The organism is Bacteroides sp. 2_2_4 (genome assembly GCF_000157055.1).
Taxonomy (GTDB): domain Bacteria; phylum Bacteroidota; class Bacteroidia; order Bacteroidales; family Bacteroidaceae; genus Bacteroides; species Bacteroides ovatus.
Window position 1 is genome coordinate 70,268 of sequence record NZ_EQ973367.1, and the last position, 17,843, is coordinate 88,110.

The 17,843-nt window shown below is 39.6% G+C and carries 13 protein-coding genes, 1 tRNA gene and 2 pseudogenes; 5 read left to right on the plus strand and 11 right to left on the minus strand.

Annotation, left to right across the window (positions count from 1 at the left end; all coding sequences use genetic code 11):
- The 3 genes from BSCG_RS30605 to BSCG_RS05230 form a co-directional block, all read left to right on the plus strand.
- Positions 1-354 (plus strand): patatin-like phospholipase family protein (locus BSCG_RS30605; RefSeq protein WP_371179510.1); only part of this gene is annotated, 354 nt, incomplete at its 5' end.
- 53 nt (positions 355-407) lie between these two features.
- Positions 408-2,105 carry an alpha-amylase family protein gene (locus BSCG_RS05235; RefSeq protein ID WP_004318215.1) on the plus strand — a complete coding sequence of 566 codons (1,698 nt, stop codon included), beginning with the start codon at positions 408-410 and terminating at the stop codon, positions 2,103-2,105.
- A gap of 138 nt (positions 2,106-2,243) precedes the next feature.
- Positions 2,244-2,732, plus strand: coding sequence for a PepSY-like domain-containing protein (locus tag BSCG_RS05230; RefSeq protein WP_004303340.1), 489 nt, complete (start codon positions 2,244-2,246; stop codon positions 2,730-2,732).
- Positions 2,733-2,821: 89 nt separating this feature from the next.
- Here the strand turns inward: BSCG_RS05230 and BSCG_RS05225 are convergent, their stop codons facing one another.
- The 6 genes from BSCG_RS05225 to BSCG_RS05200 all read right to left on the minus strand — a co-directional run bounded on the left by BSCG_RS05225 (position 2,822) and on the right by BSCG_RS05200 (position 8,739).
- A complete protein-coding gene (locus tag BSCG_RS05225; RefSeq protein WP_004325877.1) occupies positions 2,822-4,834 on the minus strand; it encodes an alpha amylase C-terminal domain-containing protein in 2,013 nt (670 codons plus the stop codon).
- Positions 4,835-4,852: 18 nt separating this feature from the next.
- The gene (locus BSCG_RS05220; RefSeq protein ID WP_004303343.1) at positions 4,853-5,299 is read right to left on the minus strand and encodes a YhcH/YjgK/YiaL family protein; all 447 of its coding nucleotides are present in this window, start codon (positions 5,297-5,299) and stop codon (positions 4,853-4,855) included.
- A gap of 37 nt (positions 5,300-5,336) precedes the next feature.
- A complete protein-coding gene (locus tag BSCG_RS05215) occupies positions 5,337-6,011 on the minus strand; it encodes a DUF2461 domain-containing protein (protein WP_004303345.1) in 675 nt (224 codons plus the stop codon).
- Positions 6,012-6,289: 278 nt separating this feature from the next.
- Positions 6,290-6,886, minus strand: coding sequence for an aminotransferase class IV family protein (locus BSCG_RS05210; protein WP_004318214.1), 597 nt, complete (start codon positions 6,884-6,886; stop codon positions 6,290-6,292).
- Positions 6,870-7,877, minus strand: a complete 1,008-nt coding sequence (locus BSCG_RS05205) for an aminodeoxychorismate synthase component I (protein ID WP_004318213.1) — start codon at positions 7,875-7,877, stop codon at positions 6,870-6,872. Before BSCG_RS05205 ends, BSCG_RS05210 begins: the two co-directional genes overlap by 17 nt.
- A gap of 127 nt (positions 7,878-8,004) precedes the next feature.
- Entirely contained in the window at positions 8,005-8,739 is a 735-nt protein-coding gene (locus tag BSCG_RS05200) for a hypothetical protein (RefSeq protein WP_004295839.1), read from the minus strand.
- A 287-nt stretch (positions 8,740-9,026) separates the two neighbouring features.
- On the opposite strand from BSCG_RS05200, the gene BSCG_RS05195 reads away from it, so the two are divergent.
- Positions 9,027-9,100: transfer RNA gene (locus BSCG_RS05195), tRNA-Arg, on the plus strand.
- A gap of 869 nt (positions 9,101-9,969) precedes the next feature.
- Here BSCG_RS05195 and BSCG_RS05190 read toward each other — a convergent pair.
- A complete protein-coding gene (locus BSCG_RS05190; protein ID WP_032849718.1) occupies positions 9,970-10,863 on the minus strand; it encodes a flagellar motor protein MotB in 894 nt (297 codons plus the stop codon).
- 241 nt (positions 10,864-11,104) lie between these two features.
- Here BSCG_RS05190 and BSCG_RS29075 point away from each other — a divergent pair, with 241 nt between their 5' ends.
- A complete protein-coding gene (locus BSCG_RS29075) occupies positions 11,105-11,503 on the plus strand; it encodes a DUF2809 domain-containing protein (protein WP_004308909.1) in 399 nt (132 codons plus the stop codon).
- A gap of 64 nt (positions 11,504-11,567) precedes the next feature.
- Here the strand turns inward: BSCG_RS29075 and BSCG_RS05185 are convergent, their stop codons facing one another.
- The 4 genes and pseudogenes from BSCG_RS05185 to BSCG_RS05170 all read right to left on the minus strand — a co-directional run.
- Positions 11,568-13,565: a glycoside hydrolase family 2 protein gene (locus tag BSCG_RS05185; RefSeq protein ID WP_371179511.1), complete on the minus strand. Its 1,998-nt coding sequence runs from the start codon at positions 13,563-13,565 to the stop codon at positions 11,568-11,570.
- 52 nt (positions 13,566-13,617) lie between these two features.
- Positions 13,618-15,058 (minus strand): annotated as a pseudogene (locus tag BSCG_RS05180) (sulfatase).
- Between the two features lie 73 nt (positions 15,059-15,131).
- Complete coding sequence (locus tag BSCG_RS05175; protein ID WP_004308905.1) at positions 15,132-16,946, minus strand: RagB/SusD family nutrient uptake outer membrane protein; 1,815 nt, start codon at positions 16,944-16,946, stop codon at positions 15,132-15,134.
- 28 nt (positions 16,947-16,974) lie between these two features.
- A pseudogene (locus tag BSCG_RS05170) lies at positions 16,975-17,843 on the minus strand (SusC/RagA family protein); the annotation flags it as partial.

The following is a 17,843-nucleotide window of genomic DNA, read 5'->3' on the forward strand; positions in this document are numbered from 1 at the left end:
CCGGTCAACATAGACGGCACTAACTATGTGGATGGAGGATTGATGATGAATCTTCCGGTCTCTACCCTGCGCAGGGTTTGCAATAAAGTGGTAGCTGTCAACGTAAGTCCCATCATGGCACAGGATTACAAAATGAATATTGTAAGCATTGCTATGCGCTCATTCCATTTCATGTTCCGCGCCAATACCTTTCCCGAAAGAGAAAAATGCGATTTATTAATCGAACCATACAACCTATACGGGTACAGTAACACCGAACTGGAAAAAGCTGAAGAAATCTTCGGGCAAGGCTATAATACAGCTAACGAAGTACTTAGTCAACTGTTGGAAGAAAAGGGGAAAATATGGAAATAATCTCCTATCCATCAGAAACAAGAATGAATACGAATATTAATAATCTACTCTATATGAATGACGAAAATAAAATAATTATCTACCAAGTATTCACCCGCCTGTTTGGAAATAACAACAACCACTGTGTCTACAATGGAGACATTGCCACCAATGGTTGCGGGAAAATGGCTGATTTCACGCTCAAAGCACTTGGTGAAATCAAGAAATTAGGTGCTACACATATATGGTATACAGGCATCATCGAGCATGCCACTCAAACGGACTATCGCCGTTATAATATCAGTCCGGATCATCCTGCTATTGTGAAAGGAAAAGCTGGTTCTCCGTATGCTATCAAGGATTATTATGATGTAGATCCTGACTTGGCTAACGACGTGCAAGGACGTATGAAAGAATTTGAGAATCTGGTACATCGCACACATCGCACAGGTCTGAAAGTAATTATTGATTTTGTACCTAATCACGTAGCACGCCAATATCACTCGGATGCACAACCGGACGGTACGACCGAATTGGGAGCTAACGATGACTCCAGCCAATCTTTCAGCCCATATAATAATTTCTATTATATTCCGCAAGCGGAACTTCATGCCCAGTTTGATATGAAAGACGGTGCAGCAGAGCCTTACCGGGAATTCCCGGCGAAAGCTACCGGTAACAATCGTTTTGATGCTACTCCCAATATCACCGACTGGTATGAAACAGTGAAATTAAACTATGGAGTGGATTATCAGAATGGCGGTACCTGCCACTTCTCCCCGACTCCGGATACTTGGATAAAGATGCTGGACATTCTTCTTTTCTGGGCATCAAAAGACATTGACGGTTTCCGCTGCGACATGGCCGAAATGGTTCCTGTTGAATTCTGGGAATGGGCTATTCCTCAAGTAAAAGAGGCTTATCCTGAAATACTTTTCATCGCAGAGGTTTACAATCCAGGTGAATACCGTAACTATCTGTTCCGCGGCAAGTTTGATTACCTGTATGATAAGGTAGGGCTGTATGACACGTTACGCAATGTAGCTTGTGGATATGAATCTGCATCCGCTATCACTCATTGCTGGCAAAGTCTGAATGGAATAGAGAAAAAGATGCTCAACTTCCTGGAGAATCACGACGAGCAACGTATCGCTTCTGATTTCTTTGCCGGCAACCCGCGTAAAGGAATTCCCGCACTGATCGTTTCCGCCTGTATGAACACTAATCCTATGATGATCTACTTCGGTCAGGAGTTTGGAGAACTGGGCATGGATAGTGAAGGATTTAGCGGAAGGGACGGACGGACTACTATATTCGATTATTGGAGTGTAGACAGCATACGACGCTGGCGCAACGGAGGTAAATTTGACGGGAAGATGCTTACTGAAGAGCATAAACACCTCTACTCTATCTACCAAAAAGTACTGACGATTTGTAATGAAGAGCAGGCAATCAGCAAGGGAGTATTCTTTGATTTAATGTATGCCAATATAAACGGATGGCGTTTCAATGAGCATAAACAATATACTTTTATGCGAAAATATAAAAATGAGATTCTGTTTTTCATTATTAATTTCGACAGTCAACTGGTAGATGTTGCTATCAATGTGCCTTCACATGCTTTCGACTTTTTACAGATTCCTCAAATGGAATCTTATCAGGCCACTGATTTGATGACGGGCGCTAAAGAAGAAATCAGTCTATTACCTTATAAGCCCACGGATGTTTCGGTAGGAGGCTATAACGGAAAGATTTTAAAGATTACTTTTTAAATAAAAAGACTAAGATCTGTATACTCTTCATCCCTCGGTCACTTATGAATGACCGGGGGATTATTTTATGCACATCACTCAAACAAATATTCTCAAAGGCTGTTTAGGTAGATAAATAATCCTCTAAACTCAAAGCTTATGAAGAAATTTATGATTTGTGCAATCGCATTGTTTCTGCTATTATCTACATCTGTCTTTGGAGATACCCCTCCCGGCAATGTACAGTCGACTTTCAAGAAAATGTATCCTAAAGCAAATGGCGTCGCCTGGTCACAAGACGACGGATATTATTGTGCCAACTTTGCAATGAACGGATTTACTAAAAATGTATGGTTCAACGTTCGGGGACAATGGGTGATGACGCAGACTGATCTTGTCAGTCTCGACCGGCTGACCCCAACAGTCTATAATGCCTTTGTATCCGGCCCATACGCAAATTGGGTGGTAGATAATGTGACAATGGTGGAGTTTCCCAAATGGCAGGCTATTATAGTAATTAAGGTAGGGCAAGATAATGTCGACATCAAATATCAGTTATTCTATACTCCACAAGGGGTATTGCTCAAAACGCGCAACGTTAGTGATATGTATGATATTCTCGGGCCAAGTACCTTTCTGGAAAACTAGGAACTGAATTATATAATAGGGTAATAAACGAGAAAGCCCCCGCAGATATTCAATAATATTTGCGGGGGCTTCTTGATTTAAAGATAAAATTATTTTTTCTTTCTAAGTACTACAGCGGTACGGGCAGGAATATAGAGTTTCAGCCACTCTTTCTTTTCCTTCTTGTACAGCGGATCGGTAATAGTGAAGTGCACGACAGAGTCGTCTGCTAAACCATTTCCTCCAAATGCTACATCGTCGGTGTTCAGTATCACTTCATAAGCTCCCGGAGTTACCAGGAATCCATAATCAGTGAATGACTGCTTTGGATTAAAGTTAAAGACAAATATAAGGTCTTTCCGTTCGTATGCCAATACCTGATCGCCATCATTATGCCATATTTCCTGAACAGGTGTTGCCTGGAAATCTTTCACACTCTTGAGAACTTTCAGCATTTCTTTATCAAAATCCCCCATATAGTGATAGGTCAGATTTTTGTTGTCCACCAAATCCCATTGGCGGCGGGCATATTTGCACGACCATCCGTTACCTTCACGCGGGAAGTCAATCCATTCGGGATGCCCGAATTCATTTCCCATAAAGTTCAGATAACCTCCGTTGATAGTCGAAGAGGTCAACAGGCGGATCATTTTATGCAAAGCAATACCACGGTTGACAACATAATTTTCGTCTCCCTTCTGCATGTGCCAGTACATATCGGCATCAATCAGGCGGAAGATAATCGTCTTATCTCCTACTAATGCCTGGTCATGACTTTCTGCATACGAAATGGTCTTTTCATCCTGGCGACGGTTGGTTACTTCCCAGAACATGCTGGAAGGCTTCCAGTCTTCATCGATCTTTTCTTTGATTGTCTTGATCCAGTAGTCCGGAATATTCATGGCCATACGATAATCGAAGCCGTAACCGCCATCTTCTACTTTGGCAGCCAGTCCCGGCATACCGGAAACTTCTTCGGCAATGGTTATCGCCTTCGGATTTACCTGATGAATCACTTCATTAGCCAGTGTCAGGTAACAAATCGCATTATCATCCTGATGACCGTTGAAATAATCTCCGTAGTTACAGAAAGCTTCACCCAGTCCATGGCTGTAATATAACATAGAAGTCACTCCATCAAAACGGAATCCGTCAAATTTATATTCTTCCAGCCAGTACTTGCAGTTTGACAACAGGAAGTGGATCACTTCATTCTTGCCATAATCAAAGCAGAGAGAGTCCCAAGCCGGATGTTCGCGACGAGCGCCCGGATAAAAATACTGATTCGGATCACCGGCAAAGTTTCCTAGTCCTTCTACTTCATTCTTCACTGCATGTGAATGAACGATGTCCATAATCACAGCAATACCCATCTCATGAGCAGCATCAATCAATGCTTTTAGTTCATCGGGGGTACCAAAACGCGAAGAGGCAGCAAAGAAACTGGATACATGATAGCCGAAGCTTCCATAATATGGATGTTCCTGAATAGCCATAATCTGGATACAATTATATCCTTCTTCAGCAATACGAGGAAGTATTTTCTCGCGGAATTCGTTATATGTGCCCACTTTTTCCTCCTGCTGTGCCATTCCGATATGACATTCATAAATCAACAGCGGATTCGTGTCGGGCTTAAATGTTTTCTTCTTGAATTTATAGGGGTTCTCCGGAGCCCAGACTTGTGCACTGAATATTTTGGTCTGTTCATCCTGTACCACACGTGTAGCCCACGCAGGAATACGTTCGCCTTGTCCGCATTCCCAATATACATTCAGTTTGTAGAGATCGCCATGATGAATGGCATCCGCCGGCAGGTTGATTTCCCAAATGCCATTCTTTTGTTTTTTCAGCTTGTAGGCAGCTTTTTCCTCCCAATTATTAAATGTACCCACCATATAAATATGAGTAGCATTAGGAGCCCATTCACGGAAAGTCCACCCCTTATCGGTGCGATGCAATCCAAAATAAAGATACCCCGATGCAAAATCTGAAAGGGTTTGTTTTCCCTTATTCGTCAATTCAGCTTCTTTGTCTAATACATGCTGATGGCGTCCGGTGATAGCACCGGCAAAAGGCTCCAGCCAGGGATCGTTTTTTACGAGATTAAGTGTCTTTTCCATATCAGAATTGAATTAGGATTATGCTTTTACTTTTACGATTACTTTCTTCACACCATCTGGAGTGATACCGGGAGCATGACCGTCTTGCGGGAAAAAGATAGCAAACATTCCCGGTTTTACGGCAACGTATGTTTCTGCTAATCCTTCGAAGAAAGTAATATCTTTTTCCTCGTTGTAAGGTGCATCTGCCGGAACACAGTCTTTAGCAGCAGTATACCCCATTATTTCTGTTCCCGACAATGGGATTTGAATATCAATAAATTCGTTATGAGTTTCCAGTTTGGCTTCCTCTTTTGTTTTAGGTTTGGTTTGTGCAATATTCACCAACAGATCTTTTCCTTTCAGTTCTGTCTTACCAACTTCCATGGCTTGGAGGTCATGAGACTTCAAGAATTCAATAGCCTGTGCAAACAGAGGGTTTAAAGACGCATATTTCTCCAGATTTTCTAAAGTATCTACTACCATATAAGTTAAATTTTAAAGTTTATATTCTAGGCATTATTTATTCAAAATCATCAATCGTATAATTTATAAAATCGGCAAACCGTTTGAATTGCCGGAACACTTTGTCTATCTGTTCCAACATATCCGGTCGGGTAAAGAAGTCATCTGGAACATTATAAGAGCAAACATATTCTTTACATTTCAAATAATCAATGTACTTGAAATCTTTCGGAAAACCTTTCGGAGCTGTTTTCAGAAAATCCTCTCCTATCACCGGGAAGTATTTCTTAAACTCCGGATCTTCTACGATCGCAACAAACTCTTCGATATTATCATAGATAGATTGTCGCACTGCTTTCAGGATATTGGTAGGCAGACACAGGCTTCCTCCGGCAAGCATAGAACCATCCGGCTGCAAGTGTACATAATATCCACAATGATCGGACTTCTTTCCTTTGGCATTGATATAACCTCCGAAATGTATTTTATAAGGTGTTTTATCCGCAGAGAAGCGGGTATCCCGGTAAATACGATAAGTACAGTCTTTGGGCTGAATCCCCCGGATAGTTTCATCAAACAGGGAAATACGGGCGATCACTGTTGCCAAAAAGTTGTCGAACTCGGCACGGGCTGTTTCATATTCTGCCTTATGCTCATTAAACCACTCACGATTATTATTCGCGGAAAGATCTTTTAAAAACTGAAAGATAACGGGTATGTTCATCTTTATCATTTTCTATTATTACTCTACAAACGTACAAATTTTATTTCATATAAACTACAAAAGGGGGTAAAAGGACATAAAAAAAAGCATCGGCCTGGTAAAACCGATGCTCTAACACATTTATCAAAAAAACAGACTCTTCTGTCTCTGACGTACTTTAGCTTTCACAAGTGAAGTACAATCTCTTTAATTAATCTTATATCTAATACTATGAAAAACACATAAATATAACAGTACAAAAGAGACTTTTGTTCAGCAGTTCTCTGTATATTTCAGTTAATTATAGTTTATAGAATTAAATGTTTCTCATTTATAGGCAATATAATGTGTTTCCAGTCAATCATTGCATTGAATAACATGATATGGGAATAGTCTTTCAAACATATTTGCGGAATGTCTTTCTCAACAATGAGCTGCCTGTCCAGAAATTCGCTTCGTTTCGTCCCCCGGAGTAACGGATGAGCTGGTGTGAACCAGGTATCTCCGTCATAGAGAGCAACATTAGCTATAGAGGTATCTGTCAGATAGCCATTTCTCACAATTAAAATATCATCCGCCATTCCTTTTTGAGCGTACAAGGCATTCAGTTCTTCCCGATGCGCACTTTTATAAGTATAATCAATGGTATCGGACACAACCAAATGCAAAGAAGATACCTGTCGCATCTGATAGGGCGCATACGTAACTTCTTCCACTTCTTTTCCATATACAATCCGGCATTTATGAATTCCATTTAAAGTTGGCGGAGATATAAATTCCCGTAAATCCAGCGGAGTGCTGTCTTTCCAAAAAGCTGCACGGGTTTCATTAAAGCGCTCTGTGTGATAATCAAGATTATAAATCTGTCCATCCTCTATCCGGATAGTCTCAATAAATGGGTACATATACTTTTTGTTTCATTTCATTATACTCGCTTTCCACATCACTCTGGCAGGTAATCCCACCTCCACTTTTAAAATACATCTTCTCTCCTTCCTGTTCTACAAAACGTATCATAACGGCACTATCTAAATCAATGCCATCAGAATATCCCATAACTCCTGTATAAAATCCTCTGTCGTAGGTTTCAGCTTCCTGGATAATCTGCATCGTCTTTTTCTTTGGAGCACCGGTAATAGAACCGGCTGGCAGTAATCTGAAAATAATATCTCCCAAATGCTCCTGATAATTTTCAGGCAATATACCCTGAATTTCAGAACTCGTCTGAAAAATAGCTCCCCGATTAGTCTGTAACCTATCCATATACCGATACCGGGAAACTGACACTCGGTTGGCAACCATACTTAAATCATTACGAATCAGATCTACAATGGTAGCATGTTCGGCAGTCTCTTTTGGATCATTCATCAATAATTGAGCAGCAAAGGGAATTGAAGCATCAATGGTTCCCTTCATCGGATATGAGCTAATTTTTCCCTGATGAATTCTAACAAATATTTCAGGAGAGAAAACCGTAAAACGGTCTTTAATCCATAGCTTATAAATCGCTTTTGAATGAAAATAAATATCATTCAGAGTGAGATTGGTTTCTACCGGAGTGCGACACGTCAAATTAGTAAGGAAGCTATTTCCTGCCAGGATGTTCTGTCGCACAATATTAAACGAGCGTTGATAGGAAGAGAAAGATTCTGCGAAAGGCTGCCAATGTAGTGAAGGCATTGTTTTTGCAGAGTAAGTGGCTATATTATCTTCTGCTGATATGATCTGATTGGTAAATCCATTCAGATTATATAAAACTTCAGTAGAATCAACAGCAGTGACCTCCTCTATATAAGATACATCTTGTAGATAATTTATAATGAAAATGAAAGGACGATGGAGTTGTCCAAACTGATTCATTCGTTTGATAGCCTGTTCCTTATTATATAAGTGCATAAAATACTTCTACGTTTAGGGAAGGCAAATGTACGCAAAAAGTATAGATTAGAAAAAGATAGCAATAAAAAAGGGTTGCCCGATGTGTCATATCGGCAACCCTTTATCATTTATAAAATTGGTCAAATTACTTCATAACAGCTTTCACTTGAGGAAGCATCTTCTTCACATTTTCATTTTCCGGAGAGATCTTAGCAGCTTCTTCCAGATAGTCTAATGCTTCTTTAAATCTACCATCAGCTTTTTCTTTTTCTGCAGCATATTTATCTGCATCAGAATTTGCCAAAGGAGCAGCTTTCTTCAGGATATTAGCGCCATCATTATAGCACAGAACTCCTAAACTGTACAATGCATTTGTTTTATATTGCTTGTGATCCAAAGGAATTACTTTCTTAAAACAATCTTCAGCTTCTTCTGCTTTTCCTGCTTTCTGTGCTGCAAGTCCTGCTTTTAGATAATGAAGACCATAATTCTTCACCATTGTCTTATTCTTAGGATCGACTTTCAGCCCTTCTTCTAATGTAGCTACATATTCAGCAGTCTTCTTTTGTGCATCTAAAGCCAAAGCTTTACGAGCATACGCATTTCCTATATTAAATTTTTTCTGAATAGCAATATCGAAAAAGGTCACGGCTTCCGCATACTTTTTCACTTCGTCTGCTGCTATACCACAATAGTAAGCTGTTGCAGAATCCTGATTATTAGTCTGTTTCAGATATTCGCTGAACTTCGCATACGCTACTGGATAATTTTTAGCATTAAATGCATCATTTCCTTCTTTTTTCAATTGCTCTGGGGCGGTTTGTGCAAAAACATTAGTCACTACAATACAAAATGCAAATAAAAAAATCAATTTCTTCATAACTTTATGTGTTTTTTAGTTGTTTATCGTTCAAAAGTAAAAGTTATAATAGAAAAACACAACCCTATTTTATTTTTTTGAGCTTTTTGAAACCTATATAACGTTCGTTATTCTTCGTAAAAATGGCGTTTTTCTATTCATTCTTCCCAAACCATATAAATAAACAAAATGCCACCTCTATTATAAACTACTGATTCATAGTCACAAAGAAATATATGAATAAAAAAATGCCAGAAAGTTTTTGAGTTTTCATAAAAAGCACTACCTTTGCATCCGCAAATAAGGCTGGTTCCGTAGCTCAGCTGGATAGAGCAACGCCCTTCTAAGGCGTGGGTCAAGCGTTCGAATCGCTTCGGAATCACTTAAATAAAACGCTGATTATCAACAGATAATTAGCGTTTTGCTTTTCTAAAAAAGTTCATTTCTGAATTAAAAAAAACAATCTACATAGACTCCCTATTCTAATCTGTATTTCACAAAAAAGATCGTTCTTACATCAAAACAGAACTATCTTATGACATAAGTATACTGCTGATTAATGTAAAATAGCCACTCAAAAAAAGAAGGGAGAGATTCTTTTTCACATAAAATTCATTTTAACTTGGTGCATTAAATTATAAAGTATATATGAAATATTCCTTTGATAATTTGGAGAAGGTTCTGAAAATGAAAAAGGAATAATTCCTGAAAATACAGTTCTAAGCTCAATTTGTTGGCGTAAAATTTGCTAATACGTGGTTTTGTGTGTTCCTTTGTACTATATATTTGCCTCGTCAATAAAGGAAACATATACTTCCGCTAAAGTAAAGATTGGTAAATATTTTATGGTAGCAATATATAGCGACTCTAAAACAGGATATCATTGGCTATATTCAAATAAATATGCTTGTCAATATGTTGACATACCATATCGATATAATCCATGGGACTATTCTGTAGTTTTCCCATGTGATTTGCATAATTATGGAAAGATAGAATGGGTTTCATGGAATCAAACTCCTTATCCATATGAGTTTGAATTTTCAAAATAGGTCCATCTGCCGAAAACATTTAAAATCAGCAATACTCATTTCAAATCGGACTCTCTATAAAATAGAGCAATTTCTCAAGCTCTGAAAATAAAATATAGATACCTCTAACACTTTACTGTATCTGTTTCAAATTGCTAATAATAAAGCGATGAATTCAAATTCATCGCTTTATTATTAGCCCTAGATGGAAATATTTCCTTTACTCTTTTGTATTCTCATCCCCCACTATACCTGATGAAGAATTATCAGGAGCCTGATCTATCAAATCCATAAACTGATCCAGTTTAGGAGTTATAATAATCTCGGTCCGGCGGTTACGAGCTTTTCCTTCTGCCGTATCATTACCGGCTACCGGATTAAATTCACCTCGACCGGCAGCAGTCAGGCGTTTGGGATTTATACCATAAATATTCTGTAATGCCTGAACAACAGATGAAGCACGCAACGCACTCAAATCCCAATTATTACGTATATTCGTACGAGATATCGGATCGGTATCTGTATTTCCTTCTACCAGAACATCATAATCTTTGTAGTCCTGAATGATTTTGGCTATTTTACTAAGCACAGCCTCTGCTTTATTGCTAATTTCATAACTTCCTGATTTATAAAGCATGTTATCTGCTAAGGAAATATATACAACACCTTTCAATACCTTAATATCCAAGTCACGCATCTCTTCACGGGTAAGCGAACGGGTAAGTTTATTGACCATTACGAGATTCAAAGAGTCTGATCTATTCTTTTCTTTAACCAAATGCTGGATGAAACGGTTTGAAGCATTGATCTCATCTATTAACTTACCCATATTCATATTCCCTTGAGAGCTCTGTGTAAGACTCTTATTCAAGATGCTTTGCATATCGGACAAGCTCTTGCGTAACTCACTATTATTCCGCTGCGCTTCGGCAAGTCTCTCCTCAAGACTTGTTGAACGTGCCTGATTTTCTCTTAGCTGCAATTGACTTTCCTGATATTCTTTTTGCAACTTTGTATAATCAGTTTTTAAACCTTTAAATTGCTTCTGACTTACACAACTCGCCAATACTATACATCCTGTCAGTACTAACAACGGTCGAAAAAGATTCTTCATAACTCTATTATTTTAATTACTAACTTTTTAAGTGACCAACTGCAGCCGTTTCCACAACAATTGCGTAAATCGGTTGGTTATGAACACATTTATCGAGATAAAGCTCGAACGACCTTATAACATTTCAAAAGAACGAAAAGTTTAGTATGTAAATAAAATCTGTTTTTATCAGAGTTTGATCCATCCTGCCAAGTTATCCAACTTAATTTTATAAATTTGCACCATACTAAAACATTACTGCGTGAAAAACAAACGTTGGATTTATTTAGCAATTATTTCCGCAATTATAGTGTTAGGATTGGCTTCCCGAAAACATGGTGATATATTGCCCGAATTTATCGCAGAGTATTCAGGCGATACGCTTTGGGCAGCCATGGTGTATTGTGGAATACGCTTTCTTTTCCCGTCATTATCTATACTCAAGACCATTGTTATTTCCTTATTATTTTCTTATTGTATAGAAATTAGCCAACTATACCAAGCAGACTGGGCAAATACTGTACGAAACACCACACTTGGAGCATTAATCTTTGGACATGGTTTTCTATGGTCAGATATGATCTGTTATACTGTTGGAGTATCATTATCCGCTGTTATAGATTCAGGAAGGATTATTATCTCCCAAAAGAGAAACCCCTAGAAAAAAAGCACTGCAAACCTACTTTGTTTACAGTGCTCTTTCCGATTATCATTTAAACTACCTATCACAATCTACAATGAAAACTATCGCTCAAAGGTAACTTCTTATTAGTGGAAACAACCTTTATTTCATTTTCACCAGGTTCTAGTTCCACATTTTTCCATTCCAGAATAGCATACGAATCCGGTATTGCTTTACCATAACTCTTACCGTTTACAAACAATTCGGCTCCTGACAGATTCGTGAAAGCAGTAATTGTTTGCAAACGTTGTGTACGTACTGTGTTACGTTTGCCTGTTAAATAAAGCATTGGTTCTTCCCTATTCCAGTTGGCCTTATAGAAGTAGAAAGCATCTTTACGAACTTTCCGGTCGAAGGTAACCAAACCTTTATCATTAATTCCGGGACGGTCTCCTTCAGTGCGATGTGCAGCGCCAAAATCAAACATATTCCAGACAAAGCTCCCCCATACATAAGGACGGGAAGAGATTGTTTTCCAGTTTTCAATGTGATAATACGTCTGCCAGTTTTCAGGATGCCACCAACTGGTTGGTACAGTTTTAACCAACGAATCTTGTTGATGGTAAATACTTGCGCCGGCACCATATTCACTGATAGCAATACATATTTCCGGATGATCCTTATGCATTCGATCCAACCATTTCCCCAAATCAGCGGGAGTGCCACCATACCATCCATCATAACGGTTCCAAGCAATAGCATCCGTTATGAAATTCAAATCTCCCATTTGATTACTTGCGGAGGTCGTAGGCCGGGTAGTATCTTCCTGATGTGCCAGCACATTTAATTCTTTGATGTACTCAACCGGATTATCTCCCAACTCCGTCAACTCATTAAACAGCCCCCATACACAAATAGAAAGATGATTATAATGTTGACGAATCAGTTCTTTGAGCTGCTCTTTTCCGTTGGCACGGAAAGCAGGTAAATCCACAAAACCTTTATCATTATATCCACCAGGACCCACAAAAGGTATTTCAGCCCATACAATAATACCATTCTTATCCATCAGATCATAAAAATAAGTAGCCTGCGGATAATGCGCCAAACGAACAGCATTCACTCCCATCTCCAACATCAATGCCACATCTTCCTCATGGTGTTGCGGGCGCAGCGCATTGCCCACCTCACTCCTATCCTGATGACGGCAAACGCCTTGAAGAGGCAAATGTTTTCCATTCAGGAAAAAACCTTTATCAGGGTCGATCCGGTAAAAACGAAGTCCTAACGGTTGTGTAACACGATCTACCATCTGACCATTCCGGAAAAGAGTCACTTCCGCCTGATAAAGGAAAGGATCCTGACGACCATTCCACAAATGAGGCTGATCGATTTCAAATGTAAGTTCCTGCTGCATTACTTCGTTTCCAGAAAGATTCACATTCTTTGTTCCTTCTTTCACCACCCTTTGACCATCTAACAGGCGTACGTTAAGCTCCACTTCCTGATTACCACTACTCCCGTTTGATAAATCAACAATAGCCCGCACCTTAGCATACCGATGGCTCACACTATCCTGTATCAGACGTACTCCGGGGGAAGCATAATCCAAAGGAGAAATACACGTCTCATCAGTAATCAACAAATGTACATCACGATAAATACCTCCGTAAAAATTAAAGTCACCGACCAGAGGCATAATATCCAACTGTTCACCATTATTCACCCGTACTAATATAGAGTTTTCTTTTCCATATTCCACCTTTCCTGTGATCTCAAAGATAAAAGCTCCATATCCCCCACGATGCTCACCTATATGACGACGATTTATAAACACATCTGCAATGTTATTCACTCCTTCGAAACGAATAAAAAGACGTTTTCCTTTCCATTCGGGACGAATAAATAAATTCTTCTCATAATTACCAATTCCCCGTTTATAGTCTATCTTACCGGACAAAGCATCCTGCGCATTCCAAGTATGAGGCAAATCAACTCTTACCTCTGTTCCCTTCTGTACCTGATGCGAAAACCGGAAATTCCAATCATTATTTAGCAAGATATCCTGTCGCTGGGCAAACATCGACATTCCGTAAAACATGAATAAAACAACCGATACCAAACGGCTGGACTGTAATAAAACTGTTTTCATATTATTTCTTTAATGATGACTTCTTTATTCTGATAAAAGAAGATAATGATTCAACCTTATTCTTATATTTTTTTTTCATCGACCCGATTCTTGTTTTCCTTCCCGTCAATCCGATGGTCAAACAACATACTGGCTTTCTTCACGTCGCCTTTCATCCATTCCGCATAACTATAACGCCGGTCAACGGCATTATCTCCTCCTTCCCACTGAATATAGACTTCACCTTTCGTCTTAGCTTTCAGATTCTTGAAAACCCCGGCAAAGCTTTGCCCGCTTAGCTGTTCAGCGGGAACAGGCAGTTTACAAAGTTCACATAAAGTCGGGTACAAATCAACAAATTCCACCATCGATTTTGTTTTTCCTTTTTTCATTCCCGGCACACGGACAATCAACGGTACATGAGTAGAAGTATTCATCAGATTATGTTTACCTATAAAATCATGTTCTCCCAGATTCCAGCCATGATCTCCCAACAAAACCACAATTGTATTATCCGATAATCCCAGTTCATCCAATGCATCCAATACCTTGCCAATCTGTGCATCCACATAACTCATACAAGCATAATATCCATGTTTTACCTCCCGCTGGAAGTCAATATCACTCGTATCCGCAACCCGTGCATACGCATATATCTCGCTCGAATTACGAACCTGCTCCGGCAATCCTTCAGGTCGGAAACGATTGGTAGCCAAAGGTATTTCCTCCCGTTTATATAAATCCCAATATTTCTTTGGGGCATTGAACGGCAAATGAGGTTTCCAGAAACCACAAGCCAAGAAGAAAGGTTTGCCAGCCTCCTTCATCCTTTTCAAGTCACGAATAGCTCGGTTTGCAAGTTTCCCATCATCATAGGCAGTATCAGGAACATCAGCAGATTCACAAAAAGGTCCCCTCATCGTTTTCGGATTAATCGTTTTTCCCGATTCCGAATTCATCCAAAGTTCCCATTTATTATATTCCGCCCAATATACATCATATCCATTCGGATGATTCCGGTAAGGAGGCTCACTCCACGAATCCGCATGATCGCTGATATGATGAAACACCTTGCCGTCCGAAATAGTATGATAACCATTCCGGGTGAACCATCCCGAAATAGGTATTGCTTCGGGACAATCTTTGCTGGCATAGGCGGAAAAACTAATAAAGCGATCGGGGTAATGAGGATATACACCCGTCAATAAACTAGCCCGGGATGCCCCACTCACAGGAATATTACAATACGCATTCTGAAACAAGACGCCACTTGCCGCCAAACGGTCCATATTAGGAGTTTTCACTACATCTACCCCGTAACACCCCAGTTCGGGGCGCATATCATCAGCCATTATAAAAAGCACATTCATTTGGGATGCATCCTGTTGTGCACGTAGTATAGATGAGATGCAGCAAGCTGTTCCACAAAAAAACGCATATTTTATTGATATTCTATTTTTCATTTTCTACCTTAAATTTTCAAGACCTGCAATATACTAAAATATTACAGGTCTTGTGCATCATTTCAATTTAAAATTACTTTGTCCATACCGGATTTTGTTCCAAATTCGTATTTAACGCCAATTGCTTCAAAGGCAACGGATACAGATAATAATGTTCCTGCCATCCAAGCGGGGTATCAAAGAAATAAACATATCCTTCATCAGCACCTGCACCACCCGTTACTTTCAAATTCTTGGCCGAAGCCCCTGTCACATAGGCACCCAGCGGTTGTTTGTTAACATAGTCTCCTTTCTTCCACCTGCGCAAATCATCCAAACGGAAACCTTCGCCCATCAATTCAACTCGTCTCTCTCTACGCACTTCCCACAAAAGAGCAGGAACGGAAGGATCACGCTTCGGATCAAAAGCATCATTAATATCATTCACCACCATTTTCGCCACATTAGCTCTTGCCCGAAGTTTGTTAATAGACTTATCCGCAGCAGCCTGGTCGAACTTGTTCAATTCGCACATCGCTTCGGCATAGTTTACCATCACCTCACCTATACGGAACAGTGGGGCATCTGTTGTATTCACCCCATTCGCGTTGGTAGCTACAGTATGTGTATTATAATATTTCCATACCCAGAAGCCCATTTGGGAAGCGTTCCAGCCCTGTCCCCAGTTCATATTCTTAAAGTGAGGTTGTCCTTGCACGGTGAATCCTTTAAAGTTGGAAGACGGCAAACGATGATAAGTTTCACCGGAAATCGTAGCCATTAAATCTATAAATTCCCTGTCCTGTGCATTATCCGTATATTTCCAATCAGCCGTACTGGGTCCGTTTTCTTTCTTCACCATATATGGAGGACAGATCGTCAAATACAACCGGTAATCACGATCACGGAATTGTCCATACATATTCTTATCACCCCCATAACGGCTAGTCGTCGTGCTAACCGGTCGTCCATCCGTACAAAGATAACTGTCTACCGCGTCTTTCGTTGCCTCAATATAAGATTCACCTGTACGCACCATACGGGTCAAACCATGCATTAACTGTCCGGTTTCATAAGCCTTATACAAAAGAATACCTGTCACCCCATCCAGTGTTTCCGAATTAAACAACTCATCATATTTAGGATGCACATTCGGATATTGCTTAATCACCTCTTCAGAAGCACGGGCACATTCTTCCAGATAAGTATCCGCTCCCGACAAACCATGATATTTTCTCCAAGTTCCTTCAAATAAAGCAAAACGGGAAATAAGAGCTTTCACCACATACATATTAATTGTATTTTTCCCATCCGCTTCGATATTACTGCCAATATGTGTTTCCGCATATTTCAAATTAGACAGAATATTGGAAGCCACCAAGTCACGACTATCACGTTTTCCATAAAGCTCGGGACTTTCCTCAGTCAAAGCATGCTCTACCCAAGGAATATCACCAAATTTAGAAAGCATCTGAAAGTATTTATAAGAACGGAAGAAATATCCCACACTTCTCCAATGCTCCCTCTCGGTTTCACTCATTTCCGAATGATCAATATTATCGAGCATCAGGTTAACACGACGGATATAATCATAATCCCAATCTTTAGACTCATCCGTAGCCTTTGCTTTGCGATATGCCCACTGACCTTCATATCCATCCAATCCTTTTATCATGTTATCCGATTCAAAATCACCACGGAAAATTTCATCCGTTTGCCCTGTATCATACGTATATCCGAAGAACACGTTATACAATCCCCATGTATACGTTTTAAAGTTGTCATAGGTAGTAAAGACCGATGCTTCTGTTTGCTGTCCTTTGGGATAAACCTCCAGAAATTCGTCATTTAGACAAGACGACATCAACAAACAAAGACTAACGCTTACACATAGTATATATTTATTCATAATAATTACTCTTTAAGTTGTGAAACAATCAGAATGAAAGGTTTATACCGAACGAATACTGTCTCATATACGGATAGGTAAAACCACGTTGTCCTAAATCATCCGTGACAGAACGTTCCGGATCAAGTCCTTTCGGCAAGTGGTCGAACGTATAAAGATTCTCACCACTGAAGAACACAGCCAAATTATTAACTCCAATCTTACTCATCCACTTAGACGGAAAATTATAAGAAAGCGTTATATTACGAATACTTAAATACGATCCATCCTGTAGATAACGAGTTTGTACACGTGTATTGGCATCTGTATTTCCGGCCGCTTTCTCATAAATACGGGGGAAATAACTATTCGTATTTTCCGGAGTCCAATAATTCAACTGTGAATCATAAACGGTAGTCCAAGCATCATAATGCGGATAAAACAGATCGTTCATCACCCACAAATCTCGTTTACCAACTCCTTGCAGCAAGAATAACAGAGAAAAACCGTTCCAACTTGCACTACCATGAATACCATACTGATAACGCCGGGTATTATTACCAATGATTTTACGGTCTCCCGGATCTTTCGTTGTACTGGTACCACTGTTGATAATATCATTACCATCCAAGTCCTTATATAATATATCTCCCGGATTCGGATTATAACCTTCCACTTTAGCAATACCCGGTTTCAGTTTGCCATCTGCATCGAAATCATCCACTGTGTACAAACGATCGGTCACATACCCCCAAATTTCACCCAGTTCCATTCCTACGCGATATGTTTCATTATCGTTCTTGTCCTTGCCAAACAGTCCTGTTTCGTTGTTGTATTTAGTAATCTTTGTTTTCGCATCGTAAAGATTAAAGCCTATGCTATATTTCACTTTTCCGATCTGATCGTTCCAGTCAACCG

Coding starts and splice junctions, on each gene's coding strand:
- BSCG_RS05205 (WP_004318213.1), bottom strand. CDS start 7,877: ATGCACTTATATAATAAGGAACAGGCTATCAAACGAATGAATCAGTTT.
- BSCG_RS05230 (WP_004303340.1), top strand. CDS start 2,244: ATGAAGAAATTTATGATTTGTGCAATCGCATTGTTTCTGCTATTATCT.
- BSCG_RS05220 (WP_004303343.1), bottom strand. CDS start 5,299: ATGGTAGTAGATACTTTAGAAAATCTGGAGAAATATGCGTCTTTAAAC.
- BSCG_RS05225 (WP_004325877.1), bottom strand. CDS start 4,834: ATGGAAAAGACACTTAATCTCGTAAAAAACGATCCCTGGCTGGAGCCT.
- BSCG_RS05235 (WP_004318215.1), top strand. CDS start 408: ATGAATGACGAAAATAAAATAATTATCTACCAAGTATTCACCCGCCTG.
- BSCG_RS05185 (WP_371179511.1), bottom strand. CDS start 13,565: ATGTTTTACGGAATGTCGATGTTTGCCCAGCGACAGGATATCTTGCTA.
- BSCG_RS05200 (WP_004295839.1), bottom strand. CDS start 8,739: ATGAAGAAATTGATTTTTTTATTTGCATTTTGTATTGTAGTGACTAAT.
- BSCG_RS05175 (WP_004308905.1), bottom strand. CDS start 16,946: ATGAATAAATATATACTATGTGTAAGCGTTAGTCTTTGTTTGTTGATG.
- BSCG_RS05190 (WP_032849718.1), bottom strand. CDS start 10,863: ATGAAGAATCTTTTTCGACCGTTGTTAGTACTGACAGGATGTATAGTA.
- BSCG_RS05215 (WP_004303345.1), bottom strand. CDS start 6,011: ATGATAAAGATGAACATACCCGTTATCTTTCAGTTTTTAAAAGATCTT.
- BSCG_RS05210 (WP_004318214.1), bottom strand. CDS start 6,886: ATGTACCCATTTATTGAGACTATCCGGATAGAGGATGGACAGATTTAT.